The 16,617-nt window shown below is 71.3% G+C and carries 16 protein-coding genes; 6 read left to right on the forward strand and 10 right to left on the reverse strand.

The annotated features are described in order from the left end of the window. Positions 1 to 145: 145 nt before the first annotated feature. Both JIX55_RS08665 and JIX55_RS08670 read left to right on the forward strand, forming a co-directional pair. Positions 146 to 526 carry a hypothetical protein gene (locus JIX55_RS08665; RefSeq protein ID WP_257562711.1) on the forward strand — a complete coding sequence of 127 codons (381 nt, stop codon included), beginning with the start codon at positions 146 to 148 and terminating at the stop codon, positions 524 to 526. After that, positions 519 to 905 (forward strand): hypothetical protein, encoded by a 387-nt coding sequence (locus JIX55_RS08670; RefSeq protein WP_257562712.1) that lies wholly within the window; start codon positions 519 to 521, stop codon positions 903 to 905. Before JIX55_RS08665 ends, JIX55_RS08670 begins: the two co-directional genes overlap by 8 nt. Positions 906 to 990: 85 nt before the next feature. On the opposite strand, the gene JIX55_RS08675 is transcribed toward JIX55_RS08670, so the two are convergent. From JIX55_RS08675 to JIX55_RS08695, 5 genes are all read right to left on the reverse strand, one after another. Then, entirely contained in the window at positions 991 to 1,572 is a 582-nt protein-coding gene (locus tag JIX55_RS08675) for a GTP-binding protein (protein ID WP_257562713.1), read from the reverse strand. Continuing rightward, the gene (locus JIX55_RS08680; protein WP_257562714.1) at positions 1,559 to 1,915 is read right to left on the reverse strand and encodes a DUF742 domain-containing protein; all 357 of its coding nucleotides are present in this window, start codon (positions 1,913 to 1,915) and stop codon (positions 1,559 to 1,561) included. The genes JIX55_RS08675 and JIX55_RS08680 overlap by 14 nt, the downstream gene beginning before the upstream one ends. 1 nt (position 1,916) lies before the next feature. Next, on the reverse strand, positions 1,917 to 2,345 hold the full coding sequence (locus JIX55_RS08685) for a roadblock/LC7 domain-containing protein (RefSeq protein WP_020114533.1): 429 nt from the start codon (positions 2,343 to 2,345) through the stop codon (positions 1,917 to 1,919). A gap of 46 nt (positions 2,346 to 2,391) precedes the next feature. Beyond that, complete coding sequence (locus JIX55_RS08690) at positions 2,392 to 4,803, reverse strand: sensor histidine kinase (RefSeq protein ID WP_257562715.1); 2,412 nt, start codon at positions 4,801 to 4,803, stop codon at positions 2,392 to 2,394. A 299-nt stretch (positions 4,804 to 5,102) separates the two neighbouring features. After that, entirely contained in the window at positions 5,103 to 6,110 is a 1,008-nt protein-coding gene (locus tag JIX55_RS08695; protein ID WP_257562716.1) for a substrate-binding domain-containing protein, read from the reverse strand. 396 nt (positions 6,111 to 6,506) lie between these two features. On the opposite strand from JIX55_RS08695, the gene JIX55_RS08700 reads away from it, so the two are divergent. The 4 genes from JIX55_RS08700 (at position 6,507) to JIX55_RS08715 (ending at position 11,918) form a co-directional block, all read left to right on the forward strand. Then, on the forward strand, positions 6,507 to 8,564 hold the full coding sequence (locus JIX55_RS08700; RefSeq protein ID WP_257562717.1) for a pectinesterase family protein: 2,058 nt from the start codon (positions 6,507 to 6,509) through the stop codon (positions 8,562 to 8,564). 153 nt (positions 8,565 to 8,717) lie between these two features. Next, complete coding sequence (locus JIX55_RS08705) at positions 8,718 to 10,202, forward strand: alginate lyase family protein (RefSeq protein WP_257562718.1); 1,485 nt, start codon at positions 8,718 to 8,720, stop codon at positions 10,200 to 10,202. A gap of 48 nt (positions 10,203 to 10,250) precedes the next feature. Further along, positions 10,251 to 10,625 carry a DUF779 domain-containing protein gene (locus JIX55_RS08710; protein ID WP_257562719.1) on the forward strand — a complete coding sequence of 125 codons (375 nt, stop codon included), beginning with the start codon at positions 10,251 to 10,253 and terminating at the stop codon, positions 10,623 to 10,625. Positions 10,626 to 10,739: 114 nt separating this feature from the next. Then, positions 10,740 to 11,918, forward strand: a complete 1,179-nt coding sequence (locus JIX55_RS08715) for a phosphodiester glycosidase family protein (protein ID WP_257569265.1) — start codon at positions 10,740 to 10,742, stop codon at positions 11,916 to 11,918. A 6-nt stretch (positions 11,919 to 11,924) separates the two neighbouring features. On the opposite strand, the gene JIX55_RS08720 is transcribed toward JIX55_RS08715, so the two are convergent. The 5 genes from JIX55_RS08720 to JIX55_RS08740 form a co-directional block, all read right to left on the reverse strand. After that, positions 11,925 to 12,119 (reverse strand): hypothetical protein, encoded by a 195-nt coding sequence (locus tag JIX55_RS08720; protein ID WP_257562720.1) that lies wholly within the window; start codon positions 12,117 to 12,119, stop codon positions 11,925 to 11,927. 146 nt (positions 12,120 to 12,265) lie between these two features. Beyond that, the gene (locus JIX55_RS08725) at positions 12,266 to 13,135 is read right to left on the reverse strand and encodes a phosphatidylinositol-specific phospholipase C/glycerophosphodiester phosphodiesterase family protein (protein WP_257562721.1); all 870 of its coding nucleotides are present in this window, start codon (positions 13,133 to 13,135) and stop codon (positions 12,266 to 12,268) included. Positions 13,136 to 13,320: 185 nt separating this feature from the next. Beyond that, positions 13,321 to 14,406, reverse strand: coding sequence for an acyl-CoA dehydrogenase family protein (locus JIX55_RS08730; protein WP_257562722.1), 1,086 nt, complete (start codon positions 14,404 to 14,406; stop codon positions 13,321 to 13,323). Continuing rightward, positions 14,403 to 15,587, reverse strand: coding sequence for an acyl-CoA dehydrogenase family protein (locus JIX55_RS08735; protein ID WP_257562723.1), 1,185 nt, complete (start codon positions 15,585 to 15,587; stop codon positions 14,403 to 14,405). The genes JIX55_RS08730 and JIX55_RS08735 overlap by 4 nt, the downstream gene beginning before the upstream one ends. Continuing rightward, positions 15,584 to 16,561, reverse strand: coding sequence for an NADPH:quinone oxidoreductase family protein (locus JIX55_RS08740; protein ID WP_257562724.1), 978 nt, complete (start codon positions 16,559 to 16,561; stop codon positions 15,584 to 15,586). The genes JIX55_RS08735 and JIX55_RS08740 overlap by 4 nt, the downstream gene beginning before the upstream one ends. Positions 16,562 to 16,617 lie beyond the last annotated feature (56 nt).

Genomic DNA, 16,617 nt, shown 5'->3' on the forward strand with positions numbered 1-16,617 from the left:
GGACGACGTACTGCCCGGGTATCGGCCTCGACCGCACTCCGACAGCTCTCCGCAGGGAACCTCCGCGACAGCGGCGCCGTCCCGCCCCCGCACCTCGCCCGTTCCACCGGAGGTCCACAATCACTTCGTCGTCTTCAAGAAGGCCGTGACGGGAAGCCAGGTCGCCGTCAACAACGGCAGCGTCCACCAGCAACAGATCGTCCATCAGATCGTCACGCGGCAGATCTCCATGGCCGAGGTACAGGCCATGGCTGACGCCCTCCGCGTCGTCGAGATGAGTCCACGGACGCTGGATGCCGTGCGGCAGGCCGCGCAAGCCCTCGAGGCGGAGCTCGCCCGGCCCGTACCCGACGTCGTTCGGCTGACACGAGCCCTCACGCACTTCGTCGCCGTGACCCTGGTGAGCACCCTGGACACGGGCGTCGGCAACGGCACACCGCAGGCCGCCGCACTGACCGACATCCTGCGTCCGCTCCTGCCCACGATCCCCGGCTCGCCTTCGGAGGAGGGCGGTCTCCGTGGCTGACGTCGGGGGCGGGCCGGTGTTCCACGGGCCGGTGCACAACAGCCAGATCGCCTGGGGCAATCAGGAGGTCGCGCAGCACCAGCACCTCGGCGCGGGACAGGCCCTCGGTGACCTCCAGGCCACCGTGCGGGCCCTGCTGGACAGACTCGACGAACTCGGCCTGTCCCTCACAGACACGGCGGCCCTACGCGCGGACGCCGACGCGCTCATGGACGAGGCATCGAGCGACGCTCCCGACCCGGGGCGCCTGCACCGGCTGTACGAACGGATCAGGACGGTGCTCGGCGTGCTCGCCACGGGGGCGGTCACCGGCGCCGGGGCCGGCGCGGCGCAGCTCGCGCAGACCATGCTGACCGACGTTCAGCGGGCTCTTCCGTAACGGCACACGGGAGACGGCACACTGCTGCACGGCTGCCGATGGCCCTGAGGCGCCGTGGCCGCCGCGAGGCGCCCGTGGCCGCCCCTCAGTGGGCCGAGGCCGCGATCAGCTGGTCCAGCAGGGCGATCAGGACGTCACGGCAGGAGGTGCGTTCGCGGGCGTCGAAGAGCAGGACGGGGGTGTTCTCCGGCAGGGCCAGGGACTCGCGGATCACATCCGGTTCGTACGGGTGTTCCCCGTGGAAGCCGTTGACGCCGATGACGAACGGGATCTTGCGGCGTTCGAAGAAGTCGATGGCGGCGAAACTGGACTCGGGCCGGCGCACGTCGACGAGGACGACGGCGCCGAGGGCGCCGATCGCGAGGTCGTTCCACATGAACCAGAACCGCTGCTGCCCGGGCGTGCCGAACAGATACAGCACGAGGTCCTGGCCGATGCTGATCCGGCCGAAGTCGAGGGCCACCGTGGTGGCGTGCTTCTCCGGGATGCCGTCCAGGTCGTCGACGCCGAGCCCGGCGGTGGTGAGGGGTTCCTCGGTGCGCAGCGGGACGATCTCGCTGACCGACCCGACCATGGTCGTCTTGCCGACACCGAATCCGCCGGCGATGAGGATCTTCACCGTGTCGGGAGCCGAAATGCCCTGTGGGGTGGGGTCAGAGCCGGCCAAGGCCGTCCCTCACTTTCTTCAGCAGGTCCAGGTCGGGGGCGCGGGAGATCAGCCGTGGCTGGCGGACGCTGATCCGGCCCGCCTCCAGAAGGTCGCAGAGCATGATGGCGACCACGCTCACCGGGAGGTCGAGCTTGCTGGCCAGCTCCGCGACCACGATCGGCTTCGCGCACAGTTTGAGGATCCGCGCGTGCTCCGGCTGCGGGCGGGTGCCCCCGGCCGGCTGTGGATCCACCGCCGCCACCATGGTGATCAGGGTGAAGTCGCCACGGGCGGGCCGGGTCCGGCCGCCCGTCAGGGTGAACGGGCGAACCAGCCGGCCCGCCGCGTCGCCTCCGTTCACCTCACTCGCCGCTGTCGGCCGCGACGACACCGGCGCGTGGTGCCGCGCTGAGGTGCTCGCCGATCTTCTTCACCAGCATGTTCATCTGGTACGCCACCACGCCGACGTCCGCGCCCTGCCGGGTGAGCACGGCGAGGTTGGCGCCGGGTCCGGCGTTGGTGAGGATCAGGAAGGCGTTGCCCATCTCGATGAGCAGCTGGCGGACGGGGCCGCCGCGGAAGTCCATGCTGACGCCCTTGCTGAGGCTCATCAGGCCCGACGCGGTCGCCGCGAGCCGCTCGGCGTCGTCGCGCAGGAACGCGGTGGACTTGCTGACGACCAGTCCGTCCTCGGAGAGCACGACGGCGTGGTCGACCTCGGCGACCCGGTCCACCAGTCCGGTGAGCAGCTGGTCGAGCTGGCTGTGCGTGGCGGGGATGGGGCGTGTCATCTGTGTGTCCTTCAATGAGCGGTCTGCGTGGGGAGTCGGTGGGACGTCAGGTGCCGGAGGCGGGGACTCGGTCTCCTGGGTCTTCGGATGTGGATTCCTCCCCTGATGCGTACTCGGGTTCCGCGTCGTCGTCACGCGCCTGGAGCGTTCCGCGCTGGAATCCGGCGAGCGAGGACGCCGCGCGCTCGGCCGTGAAGTCGTCGGCGTCGCCGTCGGGGCAGGGTCCCGCCTCCTCCTTCAGCTCTGCGGCCAGACTGGTCTGCGGAATCCGGCGGGGCAACGGCATCAGGCCACCCTTCTTGGCGGCCAGGGGCTTTCCGGCCGCGGTCGGCCGTGTCCCGTTCCCGCCCTTGGCGGCGTCGGCGGTCCGCCCGCTCGCGACGGGCCGCTCCTCCGGCGTGCGGCCCGTGTCCTGCCGTACGGGCTCCGCCTCGGGCTCGGCCGTGGCGGCGGCGACCCGTGCGGCCACGAGCGAGGTCCGTACGGGCGGTTCGGTCGCTTCGGTGCCGTCCTCGGCGGGGGCGGGGGCCTCGCGTACGACGATCTCGTGCGGGATCAGCACGATCGCGGTGGTGCCGCCGTACGGCGAGGCGCGCAGGGTGACGGCGATGCCGTGCCGGGTGGCGAGGCGGGCGACGACGAACATGCCGAGCCGGAGGTCGTCGGCGAGCGCCACCACGTCGAACTGCGGGGGCACCGCCAGCTGGGAGTTGAACGCGGCATAGTCCTCCTCCGACATACCGAGCCCGCGGTCCTCGACCTCGATGGCGAGGCCCTTGGCGACGATCGTGGCCCGGACGCTCACCGGGCTCGGCGCCGGCGAGTAGGAGGTCGCGTTGTCGATGAGCTCGGCGAGGAGGTGGATCACGTCGGCCACGGCCGGCGGGGCGATCCACACGTCGTCGTCGGCGTGCACCTCGACCCGCTGGTACTCGGCGACCTCGCCGACGGCGCTGCGCAGGATGTCGATCAGCGCGACCGGTTCGGTCCAGCTGCGGCCGGGCCGCTCGCCGCTGATGATGACCAGGTTCTCCTCGTAGCGACGCAGCTGGCTGGCGGTGGAGTCCAGCTCGTACAGGCCCTTGAGGATCTCCGGGTCCTGGTGCTGGCGCTCCAGCTTGTCGAGCTTGGCGAGCTGGAGGTTGACCAGGTTCTGGCTCTGCCGGGCGATGCCGAGGATGACCCGCTGGAAGCCGCGCCGGGTGTCGGCGAGCTCGACGGCGGTGTGCACGGCGGTGCGCTGGGCGGCGTTGAACGCCTTGGCGACCTGGCCGAGTTCGTCGGTGCCGTAGTCCAGCGGGGCCGCCGCGGCGTCCACGTCGACCTTCTCGCCCCGGTCGAGGCGGGCCACGACGTCGGGCAGCCGCTCCTCGGCGAGGCTCAAGGTGGCCGTCCTGAGGCCGGTGAGCCGACGGGACAGGGAGCGGGTGATGCGCCAGGACATCACGACGCAGACCAGGAGCGCGGCGAGGCCGCCGGCGCTCAGTGAGCCAGCCTTGATCAGCAGCCCGTGCGCCTCCTCACCACTGCGCTCCAGCAGGCCCCGGGTCTGCTCCCGGATCAGTTGCTCGTACTGGACCGACAGCTTCGCCATCGCGGCGTCCCAGCGCGCCTGGACGTCCGGCAGTTCGGTCTTCCGGGAGTTCCCGGTGCCCGTGGTGTGGGCCGAGAGGATCTGGTCCTCCGCGGCCTGCAGCGCCTGCCAGTCCTTGCCCTGGACGATCCGCTCGACATGGGTCTTCACCTCGCCCTCCAGCGAGGGGACGAGCTGGTTGTCGACGAGCCAGCGCCGGGCGTTGACCACCTGGGCGAAGCGGTCCCGGGTCGCCTCGTCGAGCTGTCCCTCGGGCCAGTTGAGGGTGAGGATCGCGTCCTCCTGGGAGACCAGTTCGGCGGCCTGTTCGAGGGTGACGAGCGGGCCGGCCTGCGAGGTGAGGTCGCCGTCGTCGACCTGGGAGAGCGCCTGGAAGGCGTGGATCTGGCCGTCGATGATCTCCGTGTACTGGTCCAGGGCCTGCTCGGGGGTGATGTCGGTGGGGTTGTCCACCTGGTCCCGGTAGTACTCCAGACTGCCGGAGCCGGCCATCACCGAGTACAGCCGCTCACCGATGCGGTCGGGGGCGTCCCCGATGGCGCCCGCACGTGCGGCGAGCTTCGCGACCGACGCGTCGGTCTGCTTGCGCTGCTCCTCCAGGGCCGCCATGTTGCTGCCGGGGGCCGCCATGTAGGCGGCCGACAGGGCACGCTCACGCTGCAGGGCGAGGGTCGCCTCGGTTCCCATGGCGCCGGTGGACTTGCTCAGGCCGGTCTGCGCCCGCAGCCGCAGCCCCTCCGAGAACATCTGGGCCGTCGTCACGGCCCAGGTGGCGGCGAGCGTGACGCTGGGGATCAGAGCCAGGAGGATCAGCGAGAGACGTATGGAGCCGAGACGGCGCCGGGCGCCGGTCCGTGGGGGCATCGTCGTCCTTGAGCGGTTGGCGGGGAGCGGAAGGGATCGGGGAGCGGGACGACAGGGGTCCGAAGGTGGTGGGTGGACACCTGTCGGTACGGCGCGCAGGGGATGCGCAGGATGTTATCCGTACAAGTGAGCGCACGTCGCAGGGGTGGCCGGAAGTTTGGCGTCGCCGTTACACGACCGTTCCGGATACTTGGGTTCCGTGGTGCGGTCATGCCCGAACGGAAGGTTCCGTTTGTCTGTTCGCGGCGACCCGGAGGCCGGGGGTCACAGAGGGCCGGGCGGGAGGCCGTCGGCATCGGTCAACGGGTCCCGTTCGCGGCGAACTTCTCGATTCCGGCGATGTTCTTCTTGGTCACGAACGCCGGGCCGGTGAGCACGGGCTCCACCCCGCCGCCGCTGATGTTGCCGTTGGTCTTGTAGAGCCAGAGCCCGTCGACCGCGAGATAGCCCTGGAGGTACGGCTGCTGGTCCACCGCGAACTGGATGTCGCCGCTCTTCACCGCCTTGACCAGGTCCTTGTTGAGGTCGAAGGTGGCGACCCCGGCCCCACTGCCCGCGTCGTCGACGGCGTCCACGGCGGCGAGCGCGAACTGCGCCCCGAGCGTGACGACCTCGTCGACGGTCGGGTCCTGGCGGAGCTTGGCGGCGATCGCGTTGGTCACCGCGTCCATGTCGGTGCCGTCCACATAGAGGTTCTCGGTCTGGCCGCCGAAGGTCTTCCGCACGCCGGCACAGCGGGCCTCGACGGCGATGTTGCCGCGCTCGTGGATGACGCACACGGCGTGCTCGGCGTCGCGGGCGTCCAGTTCGTTGCCGAGCGCCTGGCCGGCGACGCTCTCGTCCTGGCCGAAGAAGCCCAGCAGGCCCTGCGCCTGCCAGGCGTCGATGCCGGAGTTGAGGGCCACCACGGGTATGCCCGCGGCGCGGGCCTCCGCGACCACGCCCCGCATCGCCTGCGGCTTGGCCAGGGTCACCGCGATGCCGTCGACCTTGTCGGCGATCGCTTTCCGCACCAACTGGGCCTGCCCGGCGGCGTCGGGGTCGCTGGCGTACGTCAGCGCGATGCCGTCCTTGGCCGCCGCGACCTCCGCGCCCCTGCGGACCAGGTCCCAGAAGGCGTCCCCCTCGGCGCTGTGCGTGATCAGCGCGACCTTCGTCCCGCCCGAGGCGCCCGACGTGCCCGTGTCCGAATCGGAGTCCGTTCCGCCGAACACCGAGCAGCCGGCGACGGTCAGGAAGACGGCGGCGGTGAGCGCCGTGGCACGACCGGCCGTGAAGATCCTGTGGGATGCGGGGGGTCGGTTCATGGGGTTGCGGCACCTCGCTGTGCGACCGGGGCGGGACGTCTGGGGAGGGCGAAGTCGCCATCATCACCGCGATGACGTGCGGCGACTGGCCGACTTTCGCTGGGCGGAGCCAATCGCGTGTGACGCCTGGTAGTCAAGTGAACAACAAAATCGATGTGCTGCCGTGACAGCCCCGCGCTGACCTGCGCACACGTGTCAACGGTCACCACGGGTCCCGATCGAGCGAAATGGACCGTTCCACTCCGTGCGCGAGAGGCGATTCTCGGCCATTCGCGCTCCCGGTGTGAAGTTCCGTGCCCCTGGCCGGAATTGGTACCGGAAGGGCGGCAACCTCCGCGCCTCCGGCGGCGACTGCCCGGCTGACCGACCATCCCCCGCACGGAACGGAAGCGACACGTGAGCGAGAACAGCGGCAAGGCCCGCCACCGCAGAAGGAAGACCGCACTCGTGGCCGGAGTCCCCCTGACCCTGGCGGCGGCCGGAACCATGGCGTACGGCACGGTCTTCGGCGTCTTCGGCGAGGACGCCCAGTCCCGGGCGGCGGCGGCCGCCCCGGCCTGGGCCGCCGAGTCCGCCGACGGCTTCGCCTCGGTCAACGCCCTGGGCCAGAACGGCACCTACGGCGGCCGGGACGGCAGGACGGTCACCGTGAAGACCCTCGCCGACCTGGAGAAGTACGCGACCGCCGCCGAGCCGTACGTCATCGTCGTGGCCGCGACGATCACCATGAACCCGGTGGGCAAGGAGATCAAGGTCGCCTCGGACAAGACGATCGTCGGCTCCGGGACCTCCGGGCACATCGTGGGCGGCGGCTTCTTCCTCGGCTCGGGCGTCCACAACGTGATCATCCGGAACCTGACGATCCGTGACTCCTACCAGGGGACGTGGAACGACAAGGACCACGACTTCGACGCGATCCAGATGGACGGCGCCCACCACGTCTGGATCGACCACAACGACCTGCGGCACATGGCGGACGGCCTCATCGACAGCCGCAAGGACACCACCTACGTCACGGTGTCCTGGAACAAGCTGAGCCAGAACAACAAGACCTTCGGCATCGGCTGGACCACGAACACCACCGCCGATCTGACGATCCACCACAACTGGTTCCGCGAGACCGAGCAGCGCAACCCGTCCACCGACAACGTCGCCCACGCGCATCTGTACAACAACTTCCTGGAGGACGTGTCCGGCACGGACATCACCTCGTCGTACGGCAACTACGCGCGCGGCACCACGAAGATGGTCCTGGAGAACAGCTACTTCCAGGGCATGAGGAACCCGGTCACCAAGGACTCCACGGCCGCCCTCGTCCAGCGCGGCAACGTCTTCTCCGGCACCTCCGGCCGCAACGAGAGCGGCGGCACGGCCTTCGACCCGAAGGCGTACTACAGCTACACCCTCGACAAGACGGCCGACGTGCCCGCCCTCCTCAAGTCCGGCACGGGGCCGAGGAGTTCGATCGGCACGACGGCCCCGACCACCGCCGCCGCGGCCACCACGCTCACCGTCGCCAAGGACGGCAGCGGCCAGTACACCAGCGTGCAGAAGGCCGTCGACGCCGTGCCCGCGAACAACACGGCGCGGGTGGTGATCTCGGTCGCGCCGGGGACGTACCGGGAGGTCGTCAAGGTCCCGTCCAACAAGCCGCACGTCACCATCCAGGGCTCGGGCGGCAGCCGCAAGGACACGACCATCGTGTACGGCAACGCGGCCGGGATGCAGAAGCCGGACGGCTCCGGCACCTACGGCACCCCGGGCAGCGCGACCGTGTCCGTCCAGTCCGACGACTCCCAGGTCCGCAACCTGACCGTCACCAACGACTTCGACGAGGCGGCGAACCAGTCCCTCTCCGGCCACCAGGCCGTCGCGCTGCTGACGCAGGCCGACCGGATCGTCCTCGACGGGATCATCGTCAACGGCGACCAGGACACCCTGGAGCTGGAGACCGCCGCCAAGGACAAGCTCGGCCGGGTCTACGTCACCAACTCCTACGTCACGGGCAACGTCGACTTCATCTTCGGCCGGGCCACGGTCGTCGTCGACAAGTCGGTCATCACGCTGAAGAAGCGCTGGAACGGCACCTCCGCCGGATACATCACCGCGCCCAGCACGCCCGGGAACCGCAAGGGCATCCTGATCAACCGCTCCACCGTCAACGGTGACGTGTCCGCCGCGAGCTTCTTCCTCGGCCGCAACTGGCACCCGGGCGGCGACACGACCGTCGACCCGCAGACCACCGTCCGCAACAGCACGCTCAGCGCCGCGATCAAGTCCACGCCCTGGTCCGACATGGGCGGTTTCTCCTGGAAGGACGACCGCTTCGCCGAGTACAAGAACACCGGCGCCGGATCGGGCAGCGCGAGCAGCAACCGTCCGCAGCTGACGGACGCGCAGGCCGCGGACCAGGAGGTCGCGGACTGGCTGGGCGGCTGGACGCCCGGCGCCTGACGCTCCGCGCCACCACGGGAACGCCACGAGAGACGCACCGCCCCGGATTTTCTGTTATCTCCCCGGGGCCGGTGCGTCTCCTGTTCGTAGCCGCCCGCTCGGGCCGACGCGGGCACGAGCTGCGACCCGTACCCGAGACCCGAGGACCCCCACGTGACAGCACAGATCAGCCGCCGGAGCACGCTGAAGATCGCCGGTATCGCCGCGGGCGCGGCGGGCCTGGGAATCGGCACGGGCATGGCGGCGACGCCCGCCTCGGCGGCGGGCGGCGCCTACGCGCACCCCGGTCTGCTCCACACCAAGGCGGACCTGGCCCGTATGGCGGCCAAGGTGAAGGCAGGCGCCGCGCCCTACACGGCGGGCTTCGCGAAGCTGACCGCCAACCGGCACGCGCAGAGCGGCTGGCAGGCCAACCCGCAGGCGACCGTGACCCGGGGTGGCACCGGCCAGAACTACGTGATCCTCTACAACGACGTCCACGCCGCCTACCAGAACGGCCTCCGTCACCACGTCACCGGCGAGTCCGCGTACGCCGACACGGCCGTCGCGATCCTCAACGCCTGGTCGGCGAAGCTGACTTCGCTGGCGGGCAACGCCGACCGCTTCCTGGCCGCGGGGCTGTACGGCTACCAGATCGCCAACGCCGCCGAGCTCGTCCGCGACCACCCGGACTTCGAGCTCGACCGCTTCCAGGAGATGCTGAGCGGCGTCTTCGCCCCGGTCAGTGACGACTTCCTGGTCAAGCACAACGGCGCCGTCATCACGAACTACTGGCCCAACTGGGACCTCGCCAACATGGCGTGCGTCCTGGCCACCGGCATCCTCTGCGACGACAAGGCCCAAGTCGCCCGTGCCGTGGACTACTTCAAGAACGGCGAAGGCCTCGGCGCGGTCAAGAAGGCCATCCCGGTCGTGCACGACGACGGCCTCGCCGAGTGGCTGGAGGCCGGCCGCGACCAGGGCCACGCCCTGCTGGGCGTCGGCCTGATGGGCACCTTCTGCGAGATGGCCTGGAACCAGGGCATCGACCTGTACGGCTACGACGACAACCGTTTCCTCAAGGGCGCCCAGTACGTGGCCAAGTGGGCCATGGGCGGCCAGGTCGCCTACACCGAGAACACCCGCGCGAAGGGCGCGATCAACGGCTGGTCCGGCCGGGAGACCGCGTCCCAGGCGGCCGGTGTCGACCCGAACATGACGCGCCCCATCTGGGCCATGATCGCCAACCACTACACCAAGCGCCGGGGCCTCGACGCCTCCTACGTCACCCGTATCGCGGCCAAGTCGGCCCCCGAGGGCGGTGGCGGCGACTACGGCCCCAACAGCGGCGGCTACGACCAACTGGGCTTCGGCACCCTGGCGTTCACCCGCGACAAGGCCACGCCCGCCGAGGCGAGCGCAGCACCGTCGGGATCCACCTCCGCGTCCGACTCGGGGTCCGCCACCTCGAAGAAGGGCACCTCGTCCGCCTCCCCGTCCGCCTCCGCGAGCGCCCAGGGCGGCCGGGGCGAGGACCTGGCCGCGACCGGCACCTCCGACTTCCCGGCCTGGACCGCCGCGGGCGGAGTCGCGGCCCTCACGGGCGGCCTGCTCCTGCTGCGCCGCCGCAACCGCGCGGGCGGCCGGCCGGAGAGCTGACCGGGCACGCAACGTCCTCGCAACCTGACGAGGCGTTCACTGCGGGCCATGGATGTGGTCCCGCGTGTAGAGCTGACGCCCGCGGCCGCCGATCTCGTACGGCGGCTGCGGGCGGCCCACGGCCCGTTGATGTTCCACCAGTCGGGCGGCTGCTGCGACGGCAGCGCGCCCATGTGCTTCCCGGACGGCGAGTTCCGTACGGGAGACTCGGACGTCCTCCTCGCGGAGCTGGACGTGGACGGGATCGACGAATCCGTCGGGTTCTGGATGTCCCGCAACCAGTACGAGGTGTGGAGCCACACCCGGCTGATCGTCGACGTCGTACCCGGCCGGGGCAGCGGTTTCTCCCTGGAGGCACCCGAAGGGGTGCGCTTTCTCATCCGTTCCCGCGTCGTCGAGGCCGAGCCGCCGCCCGGCCGGTAGTCGTCTGGTGCACTTCCCCTGAGTCCTGGGACAGTTGACGAGACATCAGGGGGCATCGTGGCGCGTCGTGGTGGACGGTTCAGAACGGTACTGACGGTTCTCGCGGCGTGGAGTGTGCTGGCCGGCGCGACCCTCGTGGGGGCGGCACCGGCCAGTGGCGCGCCCGGGGCCGTCGTCGTCGCGCCGGGCATCGAGTACACCGAGTTCGACATCCAGGCCGCCAAGGGCGTGGCACACGCCCATGTGCTGAGCGTCGATCTGCGCAGTCGCCAGGTCGGTGTCGGACTGCTGTACCCGGGGAAGGTGGCGGCGCGGGCGACCGTGTCCCGGCTGGCCACCGCGGCGGGCGCCGTGGCCGGGGTCAACGGCGACTTCTTCAACATCACCGAGACCCAGCATCCCGGTGTCGCGGCCACGGGAGCGTCGGTCGGCCCGGCGATCGCCCGCGGGCACGCGCTCAAGGCCGCCGTCCCGAACGGTCAGCGCTTCGGCCCCGCGCTGCCGCCCGGCACGAGCACCAAGGACGTACTCGGCGTCACGGCCGACGGCACGGCCCGCCTCGACAGCATCGCCCTCGACGGTTCCGTCACCACCGCCGAGGGCGATCTCCCGCTCGGCGGCCTCAACCAGTACGCCCTGCCGGTCGGTTCCGTCGGGGCGTTCACCGCGGACTGGGGCGAGACCTCCCGGTTGCGGGCCGTCTGCGGCACGGACACCGACCGGGCGGCACCGTGCAGCACCGACACCCACGAGGTAGTGGTCTCGGGAGGCCGTGCGGTCCACTCGGCCGGCACCCCCGGCAGCGGTGTCATCGAGCCCGGCACCACCGTCCTCGTCGGCCGCGAGGCGGGCGCCCGGCGGCTGCGCGAACTCTCCCCGGGCGACCCGGTCGCGGTGCGGCACCGCCTGGTCGCGTCGTCGACCAGGACCCCGTACACCTTCGCGCTCGGCGGCTACCCGGTCCTCCGGGGCGGCCTGCCGCTCCCCGGCCTCGACCACACGACCTCGGCGGTACGCACGGCCGCCGGCATCGCCGACGGCGGTCACCGTCTCCTGTTGCTCGCCCTGGACGGCGCCGCCGCCTACCGCACCGGGCTCACCATCGCGGAAGTCGCCGACACCATGCGGCGGCTGGGTTCCGTCGACGCCTTCAGCCTGGACGGCGGCGGATCGAGCACGCTGGTCGCTCGCGCCCCGGGCGCGAGCGCCGTCACCGTACGGAACCATCCGAGCGACGGCACCGAGCGCGCCGTACCGAACGGCATCGGCGTGTTCGCGAAGCCATGGCGGTGAACGGGTTCATGGCTTCAGGGTGCTGACGATGTCCGCCGTCGCCGTGAGGCCGTTGTGGATGGTCGGCGCCAGGCTCGTGCTCGCCATGTAGAAGCCGAGCAGAACGCAGACGGCGGCGTGCGAGACCTTCAGCGCGCCGTTACGCATGAAGATCACCGTCAGGATCACGAGCAACAGCACCACAGAGATGGAAATGGCCATCGTCAACCTCCTCCGCCACGCCCACTTCGCGGCATTCGGCCGTAAGTGTGGCGTAGCGGAGGGTTCGTCCGTGCGGATGACGTGTCCGCCGAACGTGTGGTGTCCCACGTGTCCGCGTCGAACGTGTCGCGTCGAACGTGTCGTGGCTACGCGGGCCGGTGAGCGTCCAGGAACGCTTCGAGGCCCGCCAGGTCGTCCGTGTTGAGGTGGTCCACGTCCGCGGCGAGCAGCTCGCCCCACAGCGCGTCCCGGGCCGGGCCCGCCAGGTCGGGCGTCGCCCAGAACCGCACCGTCTGCCCGCGCCCGTGGGCCGTCGAGACGATCTGGCGCAGCTTGGCGCGCTCGGCGTCCGGGAACGGGCCGACACCCCGCCAGGTGAAGTTGAGCGTCCAGTTGTCGGAGATCAACGGGATGAAGGAGGCGCGCGCGGGCGTCGCGCTGACGAGGTCGGCGAGCCGGCCGTCGTAGAAGGCGCGCCGCACGGTCTGTGCCTCCATGGGCACCCGGGCGGCCCGGTCCCCGGAGATCACGGCCGTGACCGCGCCCGGGTGGACCCGGCCGTGCGCGTACGTCGTGAACAGGTGCCGGTAGCGCCGCAGATGGCGGTCGAGTTCGAGATACGTCGACGAGCCCTCGGTCTTGATGTCGATGAGCAGTTGCAGCGGCCCACGGTGGCCCCGGTAGACCGAGCCGTGGTGGGCGCGGACGCGGGCGGCGAGCGGGTCCAGGTAGAGGGATTCGAGGGTGCGGGTGGGGTCGAGGTCGGTGGCGTCGTGGGCGACGAGCAGTTGGTCGCCGACGAGGAAGATGTCGGCCTCGACGCTGCCGAAGCGGTGGTCGAGGGCGTCGAGGAGGGGGCGCGGGTGCTCGTAGTCGTTGTGCGCGTGGGCGCGCCACAACGGGCGCGGGCGGTGCTTCTGTTCGCCGGCCAGCGCGCTCGTGCCGGGCAGGGCGACCGCGCCCGCGAGGGCGGCGCCGAGGGTGGTGAGGGCTCTGCGACGGGTGGTGAGGGCCATGCTCTGCCTCCCGGGTGGGGCCGGTTGCGGACTGAAGCGAGTATGCGAGCCGGAAGGGGCGGATGAGCAGTGCTGTGCGGGGAGTTGGCCGGACCGCCGTCGTTCGTTCACCTGCGTCGCGGTGCGCACATGCGGAAGCCCGCCCCAGGTGGGGCGGGCTTTCCCTGTTCTTCTCCGGTTGTACGTCAGGGGGACGGGAGGTCGACCAGTTCGGCCAGGGCCGCCCGGTGGGCGCCCGCCGTGCCGTACGCGATCGAGTCGGCCTTGGCCCGCTTCAGATACAGGTGGACCGGGTGCTCCCAGGTCATGCCGATCCCGCCGTGCAGTTGCAGCGCCTCCTCGGCCGCGTGCACGGCCACGGGCGCCGCGAAGGCCTGCGCGACGGCGACCGCCACATCGGCGTCGTCGCTGCCGGTGGCGAGCGCGTCCGCCGCGTTCCGGGCGGCCGCCCGCAGGTTGACGACCTCCAGCCACAGCTGCGCCAGGCGGTGCTTGAGCGCCTGGAAGCCACCGACGGGCCGGTTGAACTGCTTGCGCTCCTTGAGGTAGCGGACCGTCTCGGTCAACGTCCATTCCGCGAGGCCGAGTTGCTCGGAGGCCAGGAGTGCGGCTCCGGCCCGCAGGGCGCGGCGCACGGCGGGCTCGGCGTCCCCGAGGAGACGGCCCGGCGCCCCGTCGAGCACCACCTTCGCCAGCGGCCGGGTCAGGTCCAGGGACACCTGCGGGGTGACGGTCGCGGCCGAGGCGTCGACCGCGTACAGACCACCGTCGTCGGCGGGCACCAGCAGCACATCGGCGACGGCCGCGTCCGCGATGCCGGTCAACTCCCCGTGCAGTGCGCCGCCTTCGTGCCGTACGACCTTGTAGGCGCTCCCGGCGGGAAGGTTCAGGGCGACGGCCAGGGTGCCGATCTTCCGGCCGGAGGCCAGGTCGCCGAGCAGGTCGCCGGCCTCGCCGGCCAGCAGGGCCTCGGTGGCGACGACCGCGCTCGTGAGGAACGGCACCGGCGCGACCGCACGCCCCAACTCCTCAAGGACCACGGCGACTTCGCGGTGCGTGGCACCCTGACCGCCCTGCTCCTCGGGGACGAGCAGCCCGGCGAGGCCCATGCCGTCGGCGAGCAGCTTCCACAGTTCGCGATCGTGCGGGGCGTCCGACTCGACGCGCGCGATCACGCCCGCCGCGTCGCAGTGGTCGGCGAGCAGGTCGCGGACGGCGGCGCGGAGGGCCTCTTCCTCCTCCGAGTACAGAAGGTCGGGCTGTGCGCTCATCGGGCCAGGTCCTTCCAGGCGACGTCCTTGTCGGTGCGCGGCTCGCTGGGCAGGCCCAGGACGCGCTCGGCGACGATGTTCAGCAGGACCTCGGTGGTCCCGCCCTCGATGCTGTTGCCCTTGGAGCGGAGGTAGCGGTAGCCGGCGTCGCGGCCGACGAAGTCGACCAGTTCCGGGCGCCGCATGGTCCAGTCGTCATACAACAGGCCTTCCTCGCCGCGGAGTTCGACCTCCAGGCCGCTGATCTCCTGGTTGAGGCGGGCGAAGGCGAGCTTCATGCCGGCGCCCTCGGGGCCGGGCTGCCCGGCGACGAGCTGCTGGCGCAGCCGCTCGGCCGTGAGCCGGGCGGCCTCGGCCTCGACCCAGAGCTGCAGGAGCCGCTGGTGGAGGTCGTGGGTGCGCAGTTCGGGGCGTTCGCGCCAGGTCTTGGAGACCGGGCCGATCATGCCGCCCTCGCGGGGCAGCCGCATCCCGCCGATGGCGACGCGTTCGTTGTTCAGGGTGGTCTGCGCGACCTTCCAGCCGTCGCCGATCTCACCGAGGCGACGCGAGTCCGGGATGCGGACGTCGGTGATGAACACCTCGTTGAACTCGGCCTCGCCGGTGACCTGGCGGAGCGGCCGGACCTCGACGCCCGGGTCGGTCATGTCGCAGATGAAGTACGTGATGCCCCGGTGCTTGGGCGCGTCCGGATCGGTGCGGGCGATGAGGATGGCCCAGCGGGCGATGTGCGCGCTGGACGTCCACACCTTCTGCCCGTTGACCACCCACTCTCCCCCACTCTCCCGGACGGCCCGCGTGCCGAGCGCGGCCAGGTCGGAGCCGGCACCGGGCTCGCTGAAGAGCTGGCACCAGACCTCCTCGCCCGTCCAGAGCGGCCGCAGGTAGCGCCGCTTCTGCTCCTCCGTGCCGTAGGCGAGGATGGTCGGCGCGGCCATGCCGAGGCCGATGCCGATGCGCCGCGGGTCGTTGTCGGGGGCGCCTTCCGCCTCCAGGTCCGCGTCCACCACGGCCTGGAGGGAGCGCGGGGCACCGAGGCCGCCGAGCCCTTCGGGGTAGTGCACCCAGGCGAGCCCCGCGTCGAAGCGAGCGCGGAGGAAGTCCACGCGGTCGGTGGTGGCGGGAGGAAACGCGGCCAGCAACTCGGCTGTGCGGCGCCTGAGTTCGGCTGCGTCGGTCATGCGGCGGCTCCGTTCTCCAGCGAAGGCATCACGACGACCCGGCCCGTGGTGACGCCGTCCGCGACGCGCTGCACGGCGGCCGCGGCCCCGTCGAGCGGCGCGCGCTCGCTCACCAGCGGCCTGACGACGCCACGGGCCGCCAGTTCGGTGAGCTGCTCGTGGCAGTGCTGGACCAGCTTCGGGTTCTTGGTGTTGTACAGGCCCCAGTGCAGGCCGAGGATCGCGTAGTTCTTGACGAGGGCGTGGTTGAGGCCGGGGCTGGGAATCGTCCCGCTGGCGAAGCCGACGACCACGATGCGCCCTTCGAAGGCGACGACCTTGGTCGACTGCGTGTAGGCCTCGCCGCCCACGGGGTCGTAGATCACGTCCGCGCCCCGGCCTCCGGTGGCCTCCTTCACGGCGGCGACGACGTCCTCGCTCCGCCGGTCGACCACCACGTCGCAGCCCAGCTCCCGGGCCACGGCGGCCTTGTCGGCGCCGCCGACGACGCCGATGACCGTCGCGCCGGCCGCCTTGCCGAGCTGCACGGCCGCGCTGCCGACCCCTCCCGCGGCAGCGTGGACGAGCAGGGTCTCCCCGGCTTCGAGACGGGCCCGGCGGTGGAGGCCGAACCAGCCCGTCTGGTAGCCGATGTGCAGGGCGGCGGCCTCGGCGTCGTCCAACGCCTCGGGCGCGGACAGCAGAGCGGCGGCGTCGGCGACCGCGTACTCGGCGAGACCGCCGTACGGCAGCGCGGGGTTGGCGATGACCCGGCGGCCGTCCTCGGTCTCGCCGCAGATCTCCACGCCCGGGGTGAACGGGAGCGGCGGCCTGACCTGGTAGTGCCCCCGGCACATCAGCGCGTCCGGGAAGTTGATGTTCGCGGCGCGCACCTTCAGCAGGACCTGGCCGTCACCGGGAGTGGGCCGCTCCACGTCCTGGAGCCGCATCACCTCGCTCGGCTCGCCGTTCTCGTGCACTTGCCATGCCTGCATGCGGTGCCTCCACGGGACTTCTTCGTCGGACCGGGGTCGACTGTTCGAGTGCATAC

Origin of the sequence: Streptomyces sp. DSM 40750 (assembly GCF_024612035.1) — a bacterium.
Lineage (GTDB): Bacteria > Actinomycetota > Actinomycetes > Streptomycetales > Streptomycetaceae > Streptomyces.